This is a genomic window from Candidatus Terasakiella magnetica, assembly GCF_900093605.1.
Lineage (GTDB): Bacteria > Pseudomonadota > Alphaproteobacteria > Rhodospirillales > Terasakiellaceae > Terasakiella > Terasakiella magnetica.
In genome coordinates this window covers 106,737-126,758 of record NZ_FLYE01000048.1, presented here as the reverse complement: position 1 = coordinate 126,758, position 20,022 = coordinate 106,737, and the positions used below count along the sequence as shown (strand labels likewise).

Here is a 20,022-nt window from a genome sequence, read left to right as displayed (position 1 = left end):
TTTTGAATAGTTGGACAATTATTGCATAACTAAGCATGAGGATAAATTGTATTTTCTTTACGCTGCGCGTTTATTGCCCCATGCCAAAACATGAAGCTGTGGCAAAACGCAAGCTTTTTGCCAACGGTCTTGGGCGACTTTTTCAGCCAGCCAGCGTAAACGCTCTAACACACCATCAATATCTGCGTCACTCTGATCATCAACCATATGGTTGCCTGCTTGTAAATAAAGCGGGAGCTGAGGGAAAAGCTTGGCAGCTAATTGGGCATATTTATAATCAGCTTCATCAAAAATGACGATTTTCAGGCTGATGTTTGTCTTTGAGCCCGCCGCCTCAACACAGTCCTTAAAAAGGGACCAGTCTGTCTCAATACCTGATGAAGGCGGCTTGGGGCTTAAGGTGAGGTTATCCAGTTTGGAAAACCAGTCCCGGGCAAGGCTGCCTTGGGTTTCCATGGAAAAATCATAACCTTTTTCTTGGCCAAGTTCGATCAACTCGCCCAAGGGCTGCATGGCGGGGTTTCCCCCTGATAATGTTACGCTCATGGGTGTGTTCTGGCTGAGCTGTTCAATTTCTGCCATCACGTCAGCAGCCATAACTTTGCGCCAATCATTGGCATGGGCTGTATCAACCGCATATAGGGTATCACACCAAGAGCAGCGATAATCACAGCCTGCGGTGCGCACAAAAACGGTTGGGCGACCAATTTGGGCACCTTCACCTTGAATGGTGGGGCCAAAGATTTCACAAATGTTGATGGGTTTGCTCATGGTCGATACTCCGCCCATGTTTTTGGTGTTTCACTGATGCGCACAGCGACCACTTCAGACCAACGCGCATGAGCCCAGTTATATAAATGCTGGGCCATGAGTTCTGCTGTGGTGTTATTTTCACCTAAAACGTCATTGAGGTGACGGTGATCAAGCTCATCATCAATATAGTTTTTAAGGTCTGAGAGTTCGCGATAATCACGCACAAATCCAACAGAATTTAGCGTGTCAGACTGCAAGACCACTTCGCAAATATAGTTGTGACCATGAAGACGCGAACAAGGGTGATCATCTGCCAGCCCATGAAGCTGGTGAGAGGCGGAAAAGTGGAACTGTTTGGAAATGGTAAACATGGCTCATTACACCTTTTCAGCCTGATGGTTTTCACGCGCTTTAATCCAGAAGTCAGGATCGGCATATTTGGTCGGGTCTGTTTCACCTGCCAGATGGAAGGCTTCACGGCGCTCAACGCAGGTGCCACATCGCCCGCAATGAATTTCACCGCCTTTATAACAAGACCATGTGTCTTCATAAGGCACGTTTAGTTTCATGCCTTGTGTGACAATCGCATCTTTAGGGATATGAACAAACGGGGCATAAAGCTCTACATCAGCATAGCCATCAAGTGCATGGGCCTGCATTTTATTGAAACTGTCGATGAAATCGGGGCGACAATCAGGATAGATAAAATGATCCCCGCCATGAACGGCTGTTGCCACGCAATCACAATTTTGCGCGGCTGCCGCACCAAAGGCGATGGTGAGCATAATGGCGTTGCGATTGGGAACGACCGTGCTTTTCATACTCTCTTCAGCGTAATGACCATCGGGCACATCCACGTCATCAGTGAGGGCTGAACCTGTGAGTAAAGCTCCAATGGCGGTGATGTCCACAATATCAAGAGGTACGCCTAAACGTTCTGCACAACGCGCAGCATAGGCGGTTTCTTTTTTATGGCGCTGACCATAATCAAAAGAAATAAGGCGTTTTAAGTCGTGCTCATGGGCCATTTTATAGGCCAGTGTGACGGAATCGAGCCCGCCTGAGCAAATCACAATGGATTTCATTTTGCGTTATCCTTGTTTTATCCGGGTAGGCTGCGACCGGGAGATTGATATTCAACCTTCAAAATCTAGTTGGGCACCTTATTTCATATATTAAAGAGAGCCACAAGTTTTTTTGCCAGACGGCACATCTCTATGTATAATTACGTAGTAAGGAGACTGCGCATAATGAATAATAAAGAACAACATTTTATTCGTCCGGATAAAGAAGTCTATGGCTCAACGGTTCAGGGCTTGATTGATCATTTTACTCAATACCTTCTGGAAAATCAGAAAGAGGGGTATTTGCCCGGTATTTCGCCAAAGGTTATTGAAACGCTGACACGCAATTTTGCTGAGGAAAAGTCCGCCCTTTTGGTGCAGCATTTTTCACAAAGCATTAATGCTCACTTAAAATGGAAAGAGAAAAACCTCTGTTCAAAGGTGCGCCAACGTCCCTTTGATCGATTGTTGGTCAAACGATTCTCTAAATGGTTTCCTGATACGGGGGAGCTTGTCTCAGGTGATATGGAGGTGTTTTCACGACGCATGTTGCCGGGTCTGTTTAAGTCTTTGGAGATGTTGGCAGGCAATGAATGTCAGCAAAAGGTGGAAAAAGACGTTCAGGGCTACTGGGATGCTATTTTAGAAATAAAGGAAAATGAGGCCCAGTGGGGCGACCTTTATCGTCATATTGAAGCCAATAAAGCCATTGATCGCTATTTTGCCCATATGGCGAAATCATTTGCTGATTTTAATGATCGTGTTGGGTGGTTGATGCGCTCGATCAATAACGGCTTGGGTCAATCAGAAAAATATGCCTTTGAAGGCGAAGGCGTGTGGGCTTGGACCTTAAGTGAGAAGGAAACTTTAAAGCTGTTGCGCACGCTTTATTCTCCCATCAGCATTCGGGTGCATGACGAGGCGAAAAGGGCAGAGTTTGAAGCCGAGATCGATGCATCAAGTATTCAGGCGACCTACGGGCTGTTAAACCACTTGGCTGCGACGAAATAAGAACAAAGGCTTACTTTTTCTTTTTCTTCTTCTCTTTGTGCTTTTTGTCCTTCTTCGGTTTCTTCTCTGTTGGGGCGGTGAAATCAATTTGCACATTATGCTCAGCAATGAGCCAGAGATTTAACAGGGTTTGGTTGGCTTTCGCCCAATCTGGCGCGCTTTCCCCAACGGCTTTTTCAACGGCTTGAATATAAGATTTTGAAGGCGCATTTTCATCAGTATTGGCACTTTTGGCAAGGGCTTTAAAGCTTTCTTTGGCCTCACCGGGCACCCATGTGGCTAACCATTCCTTACCTTCAGCGCGCTTTCGTTCCATATAGGTGGCTTGGGCGCTGGCATGACGGGCTCGTTTTAATTTTGGTGTTGCTTTAGGTGCGTTATTTGTATCAGTCATGATGCTCTTTCCTCCCACTATTTTTAAATAGAGTAACAAGTTACAGGATTAAGGTCAAAAAAAGGACTCGCCATTTTTCTCAATATGCCTATTGTCTGAAAAATTTTATTGGATTTAAGCACGTCATGACACTTGAAACAGAAATCTATAAGCGCAGAACTTTTGCGATTATTTCTCACCCTGATGCAGGTAAAACAACACTGACTGAGAAGTTGCTCCTCTTTGGGGGTGCTATTCAGTTGGCAGGGGCTGTAAAGGCAAAAGGTGATCGTCGTCGTGCGCGTTCTGACTGGATGAAGGTGGAACAGGAACGCGGGATTTCTGTTGCCTCATCAGTTATGACGTTTGATTATCTTGATAAAACCTTCAACCTGCTTGATACGCCGGGTCACGAAGATTTTTCTGAAGATACCTATCGCACGCTTACAGCGGTGGATTCTGCCGTCATGGTGCTGGATGCGGCAAAAGGTATTGAGAACCAGACCCGTAAATTGTTTGAGGTATGTCGCCTGCGTGATGTGCCGATTACGACCTTTGTGAACAAGCTTGACCGGGAAGGTCGCGATGCCTTTGAAATTTTGGATGAGGTGGAGCAGGAACTGGCACTTGACGTGGTGCCTGCCAGTTGGCCTATCGGCATGGGGCGTAACTTCCTTGGTTGTTATGACCTCTTTAACGACAAGCTCATCCTTGTTGATAAAGGCAAGAATGATACTTTGACAGAAGGCATTGAATGTCAGGGCCTTGATGACCCTAAGCTTGATGAGCTTTTACCTGAAGACGCGCTGGAAAAACTGCGCGAAGATGTTGAAATGGTGCGCGGGCTTTGCCCAGAGTTTGATCTGGAGAGTTATCTTGCGGGTCACTTGACGCCGGTTTATTTTGGCTCTGCCATTAACACATTTGGCGTGCGTGAATTGTTGGAAGGTTTGGCCACAGTTGCACCAAGTCCACGTGCACAACCGACCAAAGATCGCGAGATTGAGCCAACGGAGAAAAAAGTCACCGGTTTTGTCTTTAAAATTCAGGCCAATATGGACCCGAAACACCGCGACCGTATTGCCTTTATCCGCCTGTGTTCCGGTCATTTTAAACGCGGCATGAAAATGAAGCATGTGCGCACTAATAAAATGATCAATGTTCATAACCCAACTCTGTTTTTGGCCCAAGACCGTGAGCTTGCTGAAGAAGCAGTCGCTGGTGATATCATCGGTTTGCCAAACCATGGGAATTTGCGCATTGGTGATGCCTTGACTGAAGGTGAAGCCCTTCATTTCACGGGTATTCCAAGTTTTGCCCCTGAAATTTTGCAAAAAGCCCGCCCAGAAGACCCGATGAAAGCCAAACATTTGGGTAAAGCCCTGCAACAGATTGCTGAAGAGGGCGCTGCACGCGTCTTTAAGCCATTGATAGGGTCTGACTGGATTGTTGGTGTTGTTGGGGCCTTGCAGTTTGAAGTTCTGGCAGACCGGATTCGCACGGAATATAATATTCCGGTCATATTCGAAGCGACTTCGCTTTACACTGCGCGCTGGGTGACGTGCGATGATCATCTGAAACTGAAAAAGTTTCTGGATGAAAATCGCGGGGCAACAGGGGATGATCATGATCAGGAACCTGTTTTTCTGGCCCGAAATGCATGGCATTTGGACAAGGCACAGGAAGACTATCCAGAGCTGGAATTCCATAAGACAAAAGAGCAGGCGACATAAATCAATTACAAGAAGGCTTTATTCTCATAAAATTCCTCATAGAACCGTTGCGCAGTTAATCGAAAACGCGTAGCTTATTTGGAATTATAAAACGATGATAAGGTCTTCTTTTTTGTCTGCATTTTCTGGAAGAGGTAAGTCTATTGGGGGGAAGCTGCGCTTGGCGCTGATGCCTCCGTTTGTCTTGGCGGCTTTATTTATGGCTGGCCTGTTTGCTTTTTTGACCTATACAGACCTTGAAGCCGAGCTTGAAACCAAGCAAAAGACCTTGGCTGATATTTATGCCACAGCCCTGTCTGATGCGGTGTGGAACCTTGATCAATCCGGTGCAGAGGCCATTTTGGCAGCCCTCAGCCTTGATCCTGATGTTGCAGGCGCAGAAGTAAAAGAACAATTCTCCGGTGTTTTAGCAACTGTGGGCAGTGCCCTACCTAGTGATATGGAAAGCGCACTTCTTGTAAGGCGCTCTATTCGCTCTGATGCGGATGTGGGCGGTGAGAATATTGGTGAAGTGGTTATCCTTTTCCACAAAGAACGTCTTGAAGTTCTCCTGCAAGACTCTGTTATTCAGATTTCCGGCCTGCTTTTATTGTTAATGTTGGTGTTGAGTGTCAGTGTAACTGGCGCAATCCGTCGTTTTGTCTCTGATCCGCTTGAAACGCTGTTGCGTGGTATCCAACGCACAGAAGGTAAACACAGTCGCGACCCGATCAAATGGAAAACGGACGATGAATTCGGCATTGTGATTGATGCCTATAACCGCATGATCGAAAGATTGAGCGAAGAAGAACAAGCGCTTATTTTTGCAAAGAACACAGCGGAAAAAGCCAACAAGGCGAAATCCTCTTTCCTTGCCACCATGTCCCATGAATTGCGCACCCCCTTAAACGGGATTACAGGTATGGCACAATTGATGGAAGATACAGGGCTTGATGATCGCCAACGCAATTACCTTCACAGTCTGCGCAGCTCCGGTGAGCTTTTGCTCGCTCTGGTGAATGATATTCTCGATTTTTCCAAGATCGAAGCTGGCGCTTTAGAAATTGATCATCACGCCTTTTCGCTCCATCGTAGCGCTAAAATGGTGGAGCAATTGATCATTCCCCAAGCCAAAGGCAAAGGGATCACCATTAAGACGAATATTGATGTGGATAAGGACGAATTTTTCTGGGGGGATGGTGCGAAAATTTCACAAGTGCTGACCAACCTCGCCGGGAATGCGGTGAAATTTACCGATGAGGGTGAAGTTGTCATATCTGTTCAGGTTCTTGAAAAGAGTCTGGATGATGCGCTCATTCGCTTTGAAGTGAAAGATACTGGAATTGGCATTCCTGAAGAACAGATTACAAATTTGTTTAATGCCTTTACGCAAGTAGACACCTCTATTTCCCGTCGTTTTGGCGGCACAGGCCTTGGGCTTGCCATTTCATCAGGGTTGGTTGAAACCATGGGGGGGGATCGTATTTTTGTGGAAAGTACGGTGGGCGTTGGAACAGTCTTTTATTTTGAGCTGAGATTGCCAAAATCAGAAGCGCCAAAACATGTGTGCCAAGCCGTGCCACAAAATGAAGTAACGCGTGATCTTCACATTTTGATTGTGGAAGATAACAAGATCAACCGCACTGTTGCCAAGGGTTTACTTGAGAAAATGGGCCACCATGTCTCTATGGCAAATGATGGTCAAGAAGGTGTGGATGCGGTGGTTGAAAATGAATTCGATATGATCTTGATGGATATCCATATGCCACGCCTCAATGGACTTGAAGCGACAAAACAGATCCGCAGCATGGATGATAAAGAGAAAGCCAATATTCCAATTCTCGCGCTGACAGCGGATGTGATGCAAGATAGTATTGAGGAATATTCAAGCCACGGTATGCAGGGTTATGTGGCAAAACCCGTGCGCCGCGAAGCCTTGATGGATGCACTCGCGCCTTATACGATGAGCACAACATCTGGCGAATATATTTAGTCTTAAGGACCTATCTGCGCGGTGGTGGCAGTCTTTTAAAAGGCGGCGGTGGTGGACGCCTGAAATTAGGCTTGTCGTTGCGTGGTAGCTGATAATCCCTATTTCGCACCGTGTCATCCATGACAGCTTGTGGCGGGATGTTGCACAGAGACTGTATGCGTTTGGCTTTTGCAATGAAACGGCGCCGGTCATTCTTGTTTTTAAAAGCAAAAGGACCGTATTGATAAAGCGTTGTCTTATGGATGACTTGCCCTGAAATATCTTTGCGGCGTAAAACCCGTTTTCTTCGATCAAGATCATGCCAGAAAACAGACTGAATATGATGGTCGTGAACATTGACTGATTTGGCAAAATGGGCTTGGTGTTGAAGAGAAATTGACGCTTTAATCTGGCATCTGTCCACATCAATTCTAATCCAGTTATAGTTAAAACTGGTTTTTTCATCCCCTTCAGGGTGCTTTTCAATAAAGCTTTGGCGCGCAAGCAACGCCCCCATGGATTTCAACGTTGTTTTGATCTGTTGGCTTGAACCATCGGGATCACTCCAATCTGAAACCTTATCTTCTTTTTCTTTAACAAGCGGGCGCTCAAGAATATCGGCTTCTTTTTTAGGGGGGGCGGGCAAAATGTCTTTTGTGGACAGGCGGGTTTGTTGTTCAAGCTTTTCCAAACGGGCCTTTAATTCGCGAATGCTGCGGTTTTCATCTTCGGTTGCAATTTCTTTTTCTTCGCCTAACAGGTCTGCAAACACATAACCGATAATGCCCTCGCCGCGCTCAACCGCATACCAAGGCTGATCAATGATTTTGGCTGCCACATGGATGGGTTCGCCCTTGGGTAAAGTCATGACTTTTGGCGAGCGTACCGTTGGCAGGCGGCGCACATTGGCATTTTTAAGGGCGAACATATTTTGTTCAACCGGATAGAGTTTAAACGCGCTTGTCTCAATAACAGGCGGGTCTATAAACTCAGCCTCGTTATCATCGCGCATGGGCCTTTTTGGGAAAATACCGTTTACAGCGGCAACAAGGACGTGATCCTGTTTGCCAGAAACGGTTGGGATTTGATCACGGTTATAGGTACGTCGCGCCTTATAGCGCATGTCTTCTTTTAAGAAGGTGGAAATCTCATTAAGGCGGACTTTTCCATCCTTGTCTTTATCGGCTTCTCCATAAAGGGCACGCAGGAGATATTCGGTAAAAAGCCCGTGTTTGCTTTCTTCATCCCAACTAGCAAGCTGATCTTTTGAAGCCGCGGTAATAACGGTGAGGTTCTCGCTTTTTGGGCGCTCATTCTTTTGTTTTTTTGGTAAAACCGTCGCCCCTGAGGCACGTGTAATTAAAGCACCTGCATGGCTGTTACCGCTAAAACAGGCATCTAGAAAAACCGTGACGGATTTGGCATCGACCTTGGAGAGATTGTCATAAAGCGTATCAACCGGATAACCATTGATATCGGCGGTCTCAATCTCTGCATCAACTGGCAAAAGATAGCTTTGGTTATCATGTTGACCGGGTAGGCCGTGACCGGAATAAAACACATAAAGGTTTGAAACACCGGGTTTTACATATTGAAAGGCTTTGCCGCGATGATTGCCACGCCGCCCAAAGGCAGACTGCATTTTAGCTTGGGTCGCATCTTTTATAAAGATGATGTTTTCATCTCGAACCTTAAGGACATCACGCACAAAACGCTCCATCGCCTTTGCATCATTATGGGCAAAGGCGACCTCGGGGATATCTTGATCGGCATAAGTTTTATTGCCGATGATAATCGCAACGTCGTCGTTTTTAGGCTCCATACTTTGGGCGGGACCTGTAATGCCTGCCCAAAGAAGTGAACCCGTAAGGAGAAGATGCAGCGTTTTCATAATATTCCTGCCAGTTTAAGACTTCTCATATAATATAGTTTTAGTCATACCAATGGCAACGTTTACCATTCTTATTGCAGATTAAAACATCACCGTCGTACGAGGCGACGCGTTTCCAGTTTTTCTTTTTATATTTACGCTTGTTATATCTTGGTGTGTCTTTGCGTTGTTCCACGCGGTGGCGGGGACGTTCATATTGGGGCTCACTAGCAGCAACTTCACGACCAAACACGGCCCCGATGACAGTGCCAGCGGCTGTGGCAACAATGCGGCCTTTGCCTTTTCCCAAGGTGGACCCAAGCAGCCCGCCCCCAACAGCCCCGATAATGGTACCGATTGTTGCGTCATCAGCTTGGGCTTTTTGCGTGCTTGATCCGGCAATGATTAAACTTCCAGCAAGTAGCGCAGTCATTATTAAGCGTTTCATGGGTCTCATCCTTTTTTAACAATGTTGGTTTGGTTATGAAGGCGCTAGAGGGCGTTTTTATTTTTGAAAGATAAAAAAATAAAAATCATCTCTGGCCTCTCCATAACTGTGGCAGATGAAAAACATGGCCGAAAAGGTGAAGAACAATGTTTAAAAAAATGATGATTGCACTGGCAACACTCAGCTTATCAAGCGCGGCGATTGCCGCTGATGCCCCGCGTATCCTTTATATGGAAGTCGATCAAGGCCCCCAATTGATGGAGCGAGACCACCCGGCATTTACCCGCCTGTTTGATCATACGGGCAATTACCTGCATCACGAAAAAATCCGCCTGTTTGAAGAAGATCAACGCCATGAAGCCGGGCGTCGCTCAATTGATGAAGCCCTTGATATTGCGCAAGGGGCAAAAGGCAAAAGGCTGGATGCGGTTGTTTTGGTCTCCCTAAAACATATTCAGAAAAAAGACGGCCCCAAAGCCAAAGACCGCATGGTTGCCATTGCGAAAATATTTGATGCACGCACTTTAGATATTGTGGATAGCGTGCGCGTAAAAAGCCCGACGGCCTCCCTAAGAACACGCGGATGTCATAAAGAATGTCGCCAATTGGTCATGCGCCGTCATGTGCGCGAGGTTTTGCCGAGCTTTAAGCAGAAATTGGCAGAGCGCCTACAAGATTACCGCCCGGCAAAACGACATGTGAAAGGCAAAAGCCTGAAACAACTGACCCTGACCTTAAAAGGGTTTAAGCCACGCGAAATCCGCCATATTGAAGACCGTATCGTGCGCCTTTCAAGCACGCGTGATCTCAGCTCCTTAACCTCCAAACCCGCCAAGCCCGCCTTTTGGCTGGAGCGTCGCAAAGGCGCAGGCGATGTGCGCAAGGATTTAAACAAGGTTCTGGCTGATCTGGATTTACAAGCGCGCATCATTCAAACCCGATCTCAGGTCACCTTGGTAAAAATCCACCAAGACCTTGCATATCTGGATTAAAGAAAGGATAGGGTGATGAGTGATACGACACAAACAAATGCCATGGCGGAAATTGCCTTGGCACTAGCCATGGGGTTCTTTTCCATCATGGTGCTGACCATGGTTTCCATGGGTTCAGGTCTGGTTAGCCAAGAAAGTGTGGCAACTGCGATTAAGGAAGAACCAATTGCAATCGCCAAGGCCGCTGAGAAAACAGATGAGACAGCGCAAAAAGGCCAAAGTGCTGCAGTTCAGCAAGAAGATTTGGTGATCTTTTATAAAGGTCAGTTTTTAGACCATCTGCTCTCCCCGCTTAATCCTGCCCAAATAAAAGGGCGCGACAAAATTGTGTTGGCTGTCTCTCCTGATCTTGCCATGTCGCAAACCATGACGGTGCGACAGAAACTTTCCTCACCCGATATTACGGTTGTTGTGCTCAATGAAACATGGTTGCACGCCTTAAAGGAGGCTGAGTTATGAGACGTTTATTGACATTATTTTGGCTGATTGGCCTGTTTATGGCAGCAGCCTTTGTGGCAAATGTTGAGGCCGCAACACGCTTTGAAATTAAACAAATGGTGATTGAAGAGGCCGCCCAAAGTGAGGTACCCATCGCCTTGGCCTTAGCTGTTGCCAAGGTTGAATCAGACTTTAACGCAAAGGCGTTGAGCTCAGCAGGTGCGCGCGGGGTGATGCAGATTATGCCCAAAACCGCACATGAAGAATTTGGCGTGAAGGCGCAACGTTTATGGAATCCTGAAATCAACATCCGCTTGGGTGTGGAGTTTTTAGAACAGCTTCATGAACAATATGACGGGCGCTGGGAGCTGGCTCTTTCACACTATAATGGCGGGACAGTGAAGGGGAATAAGCCGCATAAATATACCCGCAAATATATCCATAAAGTACAAAAATGGCAGCGCGTCTATCAAGAACAGGCCAGCCTGTGGGAAGGTCGCCTTGAGGATGATGATCGCTTTGATGTGGCAGAGCTGCGTGAATGGCGCCCAAGAGGGGGGCGTTACAACCGTGAACCTTTAGATGATTTTGAAGAGGTATCTTATGAAGAAGACTGGAATGATACCCGCATTATCATTGTAGAGCGCAGACCCTCAAGCAGGTGGGAGCGCCCGCCGCCTCGCCCGTTTTATGGCCGCACGCATGATCGCCGCCGCCCAGTGCGCCATTTCCATTGATTAGATGAGACCATGACGATATTCTCTTTTTCAAATGAGAAAGAGGATATTGCGTGGATACGACTGGAAATATTCTGCTTAAGGCAGGCGGTAAAGATCAGGTCTTGGCTGATTTTGGGGCTTTATGTGAGGCAACGACCATGGAAGGTCTGCCCAAATATAACACCCGCCCAACCTTGGAAAATCTGGCAAAATTCATTACCTCCCAATCCGGTGGTCCCAATAAGGATATGGCCTTATTTGAGCTATGCCATCTGGTATATGGCGTGGGCGCGCTGAAAGGGGCTGATGCGTTGGTGGATTTCTTTCTTAGCCCACAAAAAGCAACCCCGTCGCAATATAAGATGTTCCTTAAAGGCGGCACTCATGCCTCAGTTGAGTATTGCGAAGAGCATATTCGCTTAAATTATGGGGATAAACATTTTGATATCCGCTTTGGGCGTATGCCGTTTTTGGTGAGTGTGTTTGAATTTCTCACCTCCATGGATGACTTTTCCTATTTTGCCCGTTTCAACACACTTTTTGACAATTTGGTTGAAAGCCCCTTAAGTGAAAAACTTATTCGGGACTGCACAAACGCGCTTGCTGCTGATTTGCGCAAATATCGCATTGCTAATCTTTCAACCGCGCAGGCCGATGGTAAATTTGTGCAGGTCTATAAGTTTTTAAGCGAACAAAGTGGGGATCATCAGATTATTTTAGAAGATGATGCGGTTTTGGACTTCTGGTGCCTCCATAACAAGGGGAAAGATTACAGAGGATATAGAACTGTGTTTGATCTCTTTAGTGATTTCGCCAAATCTTTTGAGGAAACCCAACGTCTTGAAGCATCCCATAACGCCACCCGTTTGGGGGTAAATATGGAAGAAGGCGAGATTGATATTGCCAATGAAGATGTGGAATGCGACGCACTGGCTGATTGGGTCATGCCGTTTAATACGTTTGATCAGGAGAGCTTTTCAGATGTGCGTTTCTTTAAAAAATCAAGTGAGCGCAATCCGGTGGAAAAACTCATGGCCTATGGGCCAGATGCCTTGCGCCTGCCCTTAGCGTTTTTGCGCTATGAAATTTTTGGGCAGGTTCAATCGGGCATCACCAATGACCTTCAGGTCGGTCGCCCCAAAGCATCTGTTGAGCAGCGTATTTCATGTGAGGGGCTTTTGAGTTATGAGGAACGTCTTTTGCAATGTGAAAGCATTTTGGAGCATGTGAAAAAACTACAAGCTTCCAGCCTGCATGTGCTGTCACAAAAAGACGATAACGTTATTGCTTTTCCACAAAATGCCAAAGATGAGGCCAAGGCCGCCTTTAGCAAGATGAACCGCAAAGGTTTTGATGAAGAGGCACTTGAGAATATGGATGTGTTTGAACAAGCCGCCCAAGCCTTGATCGTGATGGAACGCCAGCTCATTGCCTATATGGATCGCCTGAAAGCAAAAGACGCGCCCAAGCATTTTGAAGATGATAAGAAATCTTTTTCAACACAGTTTGAACACCTCTATCAGGAGGTCTTAACATGACGATTATCAAAGCGGAAAATTTAGAAACCGCAAAAGAAAAATTTGCTGAGCTACAGCAGTTTCGCGAACTTATGAACGATAGGACGACTGCGGCTATTGCCCCTTCGCGCCTTTATGCCTATGTGGCAGGTCGCAAAGATGACGAGCTCGCCCAAGCCTTAAAAACCCAACTGGGTTTGCGCCGGGCCTATCGTGATTTACTCAAGCGAATGTCGTATTTTCATATGCCCCAAGCCTTGGCTGCGAGCACGGATGATTACCCAACGCGCCATTGTGAGGGCTGCGTCATTCGCTTGCAGGCCTCGCGCGCGCAAAGTGATCAGCTTTATTTGATTATTGAGCTCAGTGATCAACGTGGCAATATGCCGCAAAGCCTTTCAGTTTTTGGCAGTGATGAAGCTTGCGAGACACTGGATTTGCCGCCAGCCAGAAATGGTGTTATCCAGACAATCATTGATAAAAACTCACCGCTTGCCCGCTTGTTGGGTGATCCTAAAACGGAGATATTCCTGCGTTGAAACGCATCGCCATTTTAATTGCGACAACGGGTGGCCCTGTTTTAGTGGATCGCATCACCCCAGAGCCCGCCCCACAATCCATGATCTGTTTGCAGCGTCAATCTGATGTGTTGCCAATCAGTGCAGATTATGATGATTTTGTGCGCCCGGGCAGTGGGGTGATCATGCGCGAATTTGGCCCTTATGAAGAAGGCGCTTTTCGCATGGATGTGAGCGCAGCCATTGGCACGGGATTAAGCTGGCAGCTTGGGGTATTTGGTGCCCATGCGGTGTTTAAGTCTGAAACATGTGAGCTTTCAAACCTTGAAAATGCCGATTTGATTGTCTGGTTATCCGGCACGGTGGATTATGACCTGAATGTGGGTGATGTGGATCATATGGCAGAAAAGGTTGAATCTTCAGCCCTTTTGCTGGCTGAGTTTATCGCCAAGGGGACACCGATCATTTTTGGGGCAGGGCTTGAAAATGCAAAATTTCTCGCCGAACATAAACCACCCAAAGGCATTGAGGTCTTTAGCTTAAAAACAACCCATGACCTGCTTCAAGCCATGGGGCTTGGGCAGAGACCACAAGATAAAAACAGTACGAGTTTTTGGCTGATGGCCGGGGTGGCACTGGCTTGTGTGGTGGGGCTGTTTATCTTCTCACAAAGCCAGAATGACGCACCTGAACTTCTCACGCCCGTTGAAAACGACCTTGAGATCACCCTGACTTCGGATTTAGGCAAAGAGCCGATTTATTATTATGGCGATGAGCTTAATCTGATTGTCTCAGTGAACCAGCAAGCGTGGGTGCATTGTTTTTATGAGCAGGTAAATGGCGATATCCTGAAAATTTATCCTAATGATCAGATGGATAAAATTGAGCCGTTAAGTGCAGATCGCATCCATGTGCTAAGCGGGGCTGAGGATAGCGAGTTTGTAATTAGGCTCGGCCCCCCTGCGGGTGAGGAAGAAGTCAGCTGTTTTGCAAGCTTGGATAAGGCTGATATGGGGCTTGAAGATATTTCAGATGACATGCCCCATGACACTCTTTTCATCACATTAAAACCTTAAAAACTTTTCCCCTCTTTAGAAAAAACACCTCTGGCCTCTCCATAAGGTTTGTAAAGCACCTTAACAAATGGAGAAAAAGAGGATGTCTGCTTTATCCAAATTAAACAAGAAACGGGCATTAAGTGGCCTTTCCTTATTATGTGCCACTGTGGCGCTCAATGCCTGTGTCACCCAGCCGCCCTCCTTTGGCGGCGGGATTGATTTTCGCGAGGCGCGCTATAACGAAATTTCCGCCATGCGTGAATATCGTGAGTGCCGCGACCATGCCCTAGAGCTGGACGGTGAAGCCCAAGCCAAGCATGACCCGGCAAAATATCTCGCCAGTGCGCGCATGATTGAAAAATGCGAAGCCAAGCTTGGCCCTGATGTGGCTGATATTGCACTTGATGAACGTATGCGCGCCTATGCACTCACGGTGCAAAACCACCTAAAAGGCGGAGACTTGGAAAGTGCGCGTGAAAACCTTGATAAATTTAGTGCGAACTTCCAAGGCCGAGACCTCTATTTTGCCGATGGGTCTTCCTTTGTGCAAACCATGGAAGTGCTGTTGGGCAAACGTGGCGCAGGTGCCATCGGGCGCTATTCAGATGCCAATGTGAATAATGAGCTCAAGGCAGAATTGCGCCGTGTTCGTTATTGGGAACGCAATTAGGAAAGGATGCCCGTTATGTCTGAACTCCCTTTACTCATTCATCGCCCCTCACCAAAGCGTCTGGCTTTAACTTTAGGTGCGGTCTTCATCGGCGGGGCTGTGTTGATCGGCTCAACCACAATGGCTTTAAGTGCGCCAAACTGGACGCCGCAAAGCTCAGAACGTCTGGTCAAATTGCCGCCAAGTTATTTGAAGAAATCCATCGATCATGATTTTGCCAATTCAGAATTAGGCAGTGCCATTTCTGAAAAAGAAGAAAATATCTCCCTTAAAGGCAGCACGCTGGGGGATTTGCAAAAAGCTATTGAAACTGCCGATGGTGATGTGCGTGGGGAATTGCGCCATCAGTTTTTAGCCGAAAAACGCAACTATCTTTCCATGATGAGTGAGCGCAATGACCTGCGTCGCAAGCACCTGCTGACCAAGCGCCGTTTGTTTGACGATATGTTGCAGCGCCTGTCCCAAGAAGAAGGCGCGATGAGCCCTGAAAAAGAAGAATTGCTTGAACTGCAAAATGCGGCTGCTGAGCGTTTTGACTCTTCACTGGTAAAGGTTGATCAGCGTTTGTTTGAAGCCCCAGAGCTGGAAGAAAGCAAATATTCAAAAGCCTATCAGCAAAATAAAACTGCCATTGAACAGTTGGTTGCACGCATTGATAACCACCAAATGACCCAGAGACCCATGTCTGATAATGGCGTTGTGCTGAGCCGTGAAGAACATGTGCGCCGCATGGTCGCCGATGTGCAGACCGATCTGGCAGTTCTAGATCAAGAAGAAACCATTCTTGGCTATATGGCAAAACTTGTCGCTCTTGATGCCATGAGCTTGGCTGAAGAAGGCCTGGATGAGGAACTGCTTGATAGCGATGTGGTTGGAAATACCTTGGCACCAGCCAAGAATGTGTCCTTTTTCTTAAATAACTGATTTTTAGGAGTAATCCCATGAAACCCAAGTTTTTAATCCTTGCAGGCGTTGCTCTTATGGCAATGGCAACCACACAAGCCCATGCTGGCACATTAGAAAATCTTGAGCGTGAGCGTTCCATGACCGTGAAAACGTTTTTAGATGCAAATATGAGCGTGGATGAGCGCCAAGCCAAACTGGATAGCCAACGCCGCCGCCTTGTGGATCTGGAACGCATCGTCATGCGCGATAAATCCTTGCGCGGTAAAAACACCAAGACCGTGCGCATTGCCTTTAAAAATTATGATGTCACTTTCCTTGGTCATGCCTCGGCTGAAAAAGGACATTCAATGGTGGATCATTGGTTGATGCAGTTTGGTGTTTCAACAGATGACCTTATGTCCACCCGTGTGGGGAGACGTTAACATGTCTTCCCTGCTTCATATGGCTGACAGTGGATCGCGCGCGTTAAGTTATTTGCTGGGTGCGCTCTCCATTGGTTTGGCTGGTGCTGTTTTTGCCACCTCCATGGCACCAACAGCCATTGCGCAATGGACGCTGGAAGTTTTTGGTGTTTCTTTTGTCGCGCTTTTTTCAGTGCTTGTTTTTATCTCTCTTTTTGCATGGGTGCGTATGGGACAGTTTGTTGCGCGCAAGGACTTCTGGTTAGAGGTGGGTTTGCATGGTGCAAACGGCGTGTCCACACTGGCTTTGACCTTTACCTTGCTGGGCATCAGTTTGGGTATTGGCACTTTGGCTGAACAGGAACTTACCCCTGAAACGGTGCAGCCCATCATTGGTGATCTGACCAAACATTTCTCACTGGCTTTTTTAACCACAGTTGTGGGGTTGCCCAGTGCAGCGATTTTGCGCGCGCTTTTATCAATCTCTCACCAACGTCTGGCTGAGGAGGAAAGATCATGAAATATCTCATTTTTAACGCGGCGGTTTTTCTCGCCCTTGGCTATTTAATCGCAGGCGGTGCGCCCAAAGATATCACTAAGCATGTGGAGCATTCCGTTGAGAAAGTCAAAGCTAAGGCACAGCGAATTGTTGAGCCAAAAGTCGAGCCTAAAAAACAAATCGCTGAAAAACCAAAAAAGGTGATTAAGCAGAAGAAAGTCGAAAAACCAACAGCCCCACCACCGATCCCCAAAGCCGTAGAAGTCGCCAAGGTCGAGGCCAAGAAAGTACCCTCAAGAAAAACTGAAACACAGCCAGTTGTTAAGCCGATTGAAGTTCAACAAGAGGTAAAAGCTGAAACAAAACTCAGCACGGCTAAAGAGCGCAGCAAAGCCTTGCGCCAGATGGTGGCCGATATGGAACGTATGTTTGCTGAAAAAATGACCCGTTAAGGAAACTTGAAAAATGCCTTCCCCTTTTGCCCATAAGCTTTCCATTGTTGCAGCCCTTGCTTTTGCAAGCTGGATCATCTGGCTATGGCTAAGCCCTGAAGCGCAGGTGCAAAAGCAGATCAAGAAACCAACCCTTAGCGAAATAAAACAGGTGGTGCAAGAACAAGCCCAAGCAGCAGCCCCCCAAGTTTTCATCCTTCCCGCCCCGCCAAAGTCCAAAGTGCAAGAGGTTAATAAAGCAGCGCCAAAACCTAAACCCGTGGAAAAGGCAGCTAAAAAACCGCAAGCCAAACCCAAGCCAGTGGTGAAAAAACAACCCAAACCTCAACCTGCACCCGCACCCAAAGAAACCGTTCAGGTGGTGAGCAAAACACAAGCTGTGGGTGGGCGGGCTTTATTGCGTGTGTTGGAACATGGCAAAGGCCCGTTGATTGAAATCGCATGGCCGCAAAATGCCCGTAAACGCGATGGGCTTTATAAACAGTTTCAGGCTTGTTTTGGCATGGAAAACGCCCTGATGGATCGCGCCGGAAACCTCTTTAGAATGGATGAGCCCCGCGGTGTGCGCTGGGAAATTAATATGGATCGCTATAGCGGTTTTCTGCGCCAAGCCTCAGGCCGCTTGCCTGTGAGTGAAGAGCGGATTTATCGCAATGTATCGCGCCATCATAAAAGCCTTGAGCGCCCCATTATCGTGCGTATCTTTCCCCGTCGTGTAGATGCCTCACTTCTTGGTGGGCTCAAGGCGGTGATTGGCGAGCGTTATATGCAGGCAAAATCCATTCAGGCACGTTATGAAATGACAGACCAGCAGATTGTCGTGCGCGATATTTACCTTGATGGTCAAAAGCACGCTGGGATAATCGCACTTTCGCCCTATAAACGGTGTTCATGGAGGGTATGATGAAACGCTCAATCTTTTCCTTAATGATATATAGCTGTCTGCTTTGTTCCTGTGTCACCCCGCAATATCGCGATGCTTCAACACATAAAGGGGAGGTTAAGGCACTGGATATTAATTATAAAGTTTCCGGCCTGTTTCACCGCGATCCTGTGGATTGTGTGAGTGTGATGAAAAGTAAGTCAGTGGGGGACCCTAAGCTTGGTCAAATGATCTCCATTGCCTTTGCGCGCCATCTTGGGGAAAAAGTCGATCGAGTAATTTTTCCGCGCAAAAGAGAGCGGATGGTGAAAAAACAGGGCTATGACCTCACCCATAAAGGGGATCGCCGCCGCTATTCTCTTTATAGCAAATGCCGTTTTTACGGGGTCGCGGAACTTTATGATTTAGGTGATGACTATGTGGGGTTTGCTGCGAAAAAACATGTGGGCGTGCGCCTTGATATTCGTCGCTTTGAAGATGATGAACCCCTCTGGCAGGCCGCTCATACGGTTTGGCGCGCTGATGGGGCCATGCCGCTCAGCCCCTTTAGTGTCATTGGGGGGATGACCAGTGCGACTCTCTTTAAAAATGATCGTGAAATTCTCCCGTCTCTGGTTGATGATGCCATGCGCAGAATGGTTAAAACATTGCCTTATTCCCTGTAGGGTTATTTATTTGCTCTAATCCGGCCTGATACCTTGCTCAAAGCTTGACCATGCCTTGTTTCCCAGTGCATCATGAGGGGTAAGAAGTAAAGACTGTCCGCAAAAAAAAGAGACTGTCAACGGGAGGCGTGACATGGGTGCACAAGAAAACCCATCTTTGATGTGGTTACAAGCAGGGTCATGTAGTGGGGATTCTATGTCTCTGCTTTGTGCTGAGGACCCTGATTTTGTCGAATTTATTGAGCGCAACAAAGTTGATTTGTTGTGGCATCCTTCCTTGTCGGTTGAACCCACCTCTCATCTGGCCCAACAGATTGACGATATCTGTAATGATGAAAAAGAACTTTCCATCCTTTGTGTGGAAGGCAGCATCATGATGGGGCCAAACGGGACCGGCATGTTTGATGCGTGGCGGGGCAAACCTAAAAAAGACATCATCCATGCTTTGGCGCAAAAAGCCACCCATGTGATCGCCATTGGGACGTGTGCTTCATATGGCGGGGTGCATGCCTCAAACCCCAACCCGACAGATTGTACAGGCCTGCAATATCATAAAGGTGCGATGGGCGGTTTGTTGCCTATGGATTGGCAAGCGCGTGGCGGCTATCCGGTGATTAATGTTTCAGGCTGTCCGGCCCACCCCCATACCATGGTGCAGGTCATTCAGGCTTTGTTGCGTGGAAATGAACTTGCGCTTAATGATGTAAACCAGCCAGAGCTTTATTTTAATGCCATGGTCCATCAGGGCTGTACACGCAATGAATATCATGAATATGACATTGAAGAGACCGAGTTTGGCCAAGAAGGCTGCCTGTTTTTCAATATGGGCTGTCAAGGTCCGGTCACGCACGCCACCTGTAATACGGAATTGTGGAATAAAACCAGCAGTAAAACCCGCGCTGGTGTGCCCTGCATTGGCTGTGTAGAACCCACATTCCCGCGCGATAAAGCCCTCTTTAAAACGGAAAAAATCGGGGACATTCCGGTGGAACTTCCCCTTGGGGTCAAACGTCCGCGCTATATGGCCTATAAGGGCCTTGCCAAGGCCGCTGCACCTGACAGGGTCGCAAGCCGTAAAATGAAACCATAAGCAGGAAGCCC

Annotated in this window: 23 protein-coding genes; 17 read left to right on the top strand and 6 right to left on the bottom strand. The window is 47.3% G+C overall.

Annotation, left to right across the window (positions count from 1 at the left end; all coding sequences use genetic code 11):
* Window positions 1–57 precede the first annotated feature (57 nt).
* From queE to queC, 3 genes are read right to left on the bottom strand one after another with little or no spacing between them, the layout of a single operon-like run.
* A complete protein-coding gene (gene queE, locus MTBPR1_RS17200; protein WP_083223187.1) occupies window positions 58–771 on the bottom strand; it encodes a 7-carboxy-7-deazaguanine synthase QueE in 714 nt (237 codons plus the stop codon).
* Window positions 768–1,124, bottom strand: coding sequence for a 6-pyruvoyl trahydropterin synthase family protein (locus MTBPR1_RS17195; protein WP_069190278.1), 357 nt, complete (start codon window positions 1,122–1,124; stop codon window positions 768–770). Before MTBPR1_RS17195 ends, queE begins: the two co-directional genes overlap by 4 nt.
* Before the next feature lie 6 nt (window positions 1,125–1,130).
* Window positions 1,131–1,838, bottom strand: a complete 708-nt coding sequence (gene queC / locus MTBPR1_RS17190) for a 7-cyano-7-deazaguanine synthase QueC (RefSeq protein ID WP_069190277.1) — start codon at window positions 1,836–1,838, stop codon at window positions 1,131–1,133.
* Between the two features lie 165 nt (window positions 1,839–2,003).
* Here queC and MTBPR1_RS17185 point away from each other — a divergent pair, with 165 nt between their 5' ends.
* Window positions 2,004–2,828, top strand: coding sequence for a hypothetical protein (locus MTBPR1_RS17185; protein WP_069190276.1), 825 nt, complete (start codon window positions 2,004–2,006; stop codon window positions 2,826–2,828).
* Window positions 2,829–2,838: 10 nt separating this feature from the next.
* Here the strand turns inward: MTBPR1_RS17185 and MTBPR1_RS17180 are convergent, their stop codons facing one another.
* Window positions 2,839–3,222 (bottom strand): hypothetical protein, encoded by a 384-nt coding sequence (locus MTBPR1_RS17180; protein WP_069190275.1) that lies wholly within the window; start codon window positions 3,220–3,222, stop codon window positions 2,839–2,841.
* 125 nt (window positions 3,223–3,347) lie between these two features.
* On the opposite strand from MTBPR1_RS17180, the gene MTBPR1_RS17175 reads away from it, so the two are divergent.
* Both MTBPR1_RS17175 and MTBPR1_RS17170 read left to right on the top strand, forming a co-directional pair.
* Window positions 3,348–4,934 carry a peptide chain release factor 3 gene (locus MTBPR1_RS17175; RefSeq protein WP_069190274.1) on the top strand — a complete coding sequence of 529 codons (1,587 nt, stop codon included), beginning with the start codon at window positions 3,348–3,350 and terminating at the stop codon, window positions 4,932–4,934.
* Between the two features lie 112 nt (window positions 4,935–5,046).
* The gene (locus MTBPR1_RS17170) at window positions 5,047–6,906 is read left to right on the top strand and encodes an ATP-binding protein (RefSeq protein WP_069190273.1); all 1,860 of its coding nucleotides are present in this window, start codon (window positions 5,047–5,049) and stop codon (window positions 6,904–6,906) included.
* Between the two features lie 10 nt (window positions 6,907–6,916).
* Here MTBPR1_RS17170 and MTBPR1_RS17165 read toward each other — a convergent pair whose 3' ends face one another.
* A complete protein-coding gene (locus tag MTBPR1_RS17165) occupies window positions 6,917–8,776 on the bottom strand; it encodes a caspase family protein (protein WP_069190272.1) in 1,860 nt (619 codons plus the stop codon).
* 40 nt (window positions 8,777–8,816) lie between these two features.
* Window positions 8,817–9,203, bottom strand: coding sequence for a glycine zipper 2TM domain-containing protein (locus tag MTBPR1_RS17160; RefSeq protein WP_069190271.1), 387 nt, complete (start codon window positions 9,201–9,203; stop codon window positions 8,817–8,819).
* 146 nt (window positions 9,204–9,349) lie between these two features.
* On the opposite strand from MTBPR1_RS17160, the gene MTBPR1_RS17155 reads away from it, so the two are divergent.
* The 14 genes from MTBPR1_RS17155 (at window position 9,350) to MTBPR1_RS17090 (ending at window position 20,011) form a co-directional block, all read left to right on the top strand.
* Entirely contained in the window at window positions 9,350–10,195 is an 846-nt protein-coding gene (locus MTBPR1_RS17155) for a hypothetical protein (protein WP_069190270.1), read from the top strand.
* 15 nt (window positions 10,196–10,210) lie between these two features.
* Complete coding sequence (locus MTBPR1_RS17150) at window positions 10,211–10,654, top strand: hypothetical protein (protein WP_069190269.1); 444 nt, start codon at window positions 10,211–10,213, stop codon at window positions 10,652–10,654.
* Complete coding sequence (locus MTBPR1_RS17145) at window positions 10,651–11,370, top strand: lytic transglycosylase domain-containing protein (protein WP_069190268.1); 720 nt, start codon at window positions 10,651–10,653, stop codon at window positions 11,368–11,370. Before MTBPR1_RS17150 ends, MTBPR1_RS17145 begins: the two co-directional genes overlap by 4 nt.
* Window positions 11,371–11,423: 53 nt before the next feature.
* Window positions 11,424–12,890, top strand: a complete 1,467-nt coding sequence (locus MTBPR1_RS17140; protein WP_069190267.1) for a hypothetical protein — start codon at window positions 11,424–11,426, stop codon at window positions 12,888–12,890.
* Complete coding sequence (locus MTBPR1_RS17135; protein WP_069190266.1) at window positions 12,887–13,408, top strand: hypothetical protein; 522 nt, start codon at window positions 12,887–12,889, stop codon at window positions 13,406–13,408. The genes MTBPR1_RS17140 and MTBPR1_RS17135 overlap by 4 nt, the downstream gene beginning before the upstream one ends.
* Window positions 13,405–14,463 carry a DUF4384 domain-containing protein gene (locus tag MTBPR1_RS17130; RefSeq protein WP_069190265.1) on the top strand — a complete coding sequence of 353 codons (1,059 nt, stop codon included), beginning with the start codon at window positions 13,405–13,407 and terminating at the stop codon, window positions 14,461–14,463. The genes MTBPR1_RS17135 and MTBPR1_RS17130 overlap by 4 nt, the downstream gene beginning before the upstream one ends.
* 82 nt (window positions 14,464–14,545) lie before the next feature.
* Window positions 14,546–15,115, top strand: coding sequence for a hypothetical protein (locus tag MTBPR1_RS17125; RefSeq protein ID WP_069190264.1), 570 nt, complete (start codon window positions 14,546–14,548; stop codon window positions 15,113–15,115).
* A 15-nt stretch (window positions 15,116–15,130) separates the two neighbouring features.
* Window positions 15,131–16,039, top strand: a complete 909-nt coding sequence (locus tag MTBPR1_RS17120; RefSeq protein WP_069190263.1) for a hypothetical protein — start codon at window positions 15,131–15,133, stop codon at window positions 16,037–16,039.
* 17 nt (window positions 16,040–16,056) lie between these two features.
* Window positions 16,057–16,443, top strand: coding sequence for a hypothetical protein (locus MTBPR1_RS17115; RefSeq protein ID WP_069190262.1), 387 nt, complete (start codon window positions 16,057–16,059; stop codon window positions 16,441–16,443).
* 1 nt (window position 16,444) lies between these two features.
* Complete coding sequence (locus MTBPR1_RS17110; protein WP_126465336.1) at window positions 16,445–16,942, top strand: hypothetical protein; 498 nt, start codon at window positions 16,445–16,447, stop codon at window positions 16,940–16,942.
* A complete protein-coding gene (locus MTBPR1_RS17105) occupies window positions 16,939–17,373 on the top strand; it encodes a hypothetical protein (protein ID WP_069190261.1) in 435 nt (144 codons plus the stop codon). The genes MTBPR1_RS17110 and MTBPR1_RS17105 overlap by 4 nt, the downstream gene beginning before the upstream one ends.
* A 13-nt stretch (window positions 17,374–17,386) precedes the next feature.
* The gene (locus tag MTBPR1_RS17100) at window positions 17,387–18,277 is read left to right on the top strand and encodes a hypothetical protein (RefSeq protein ID WP_069190260.1); all 891 of its coding nucleotides are present in this window, start codon (window positions 17,387–17,389) and stop codon (window positions 18,275–18,277) included.
* On the top strand, window positions 18,274–18,921 hold the full coding sequence (locus MTBPR1_RS17095) for a hypothetical protein (RefSeq protein ID WP_126465334.1): 648 nt from the start codon (window positions 18,274–18,276) through the stop codon (window positions 18,919–18,921). The genes MTBPR1_RS17100 and MTBPR1_RS17095 overlap by 4 nt, the downstream gene beginning before the upstream one ends.
* A 133-nt stretch (window positions 18,922–19,054) precedes the next feature.
* Entirely contained in the window at window positions 19,055–20,011 is a 957-nt protein-coding gene (locus tag MTBPR1_RS17090) for an NADH-quinone oxidoreductase subunit B family protein (protein ID WP_069190258.1), read from the top strand.
* Window positions 20,012–20,022 lie beyond the last annotated feature (11 nt).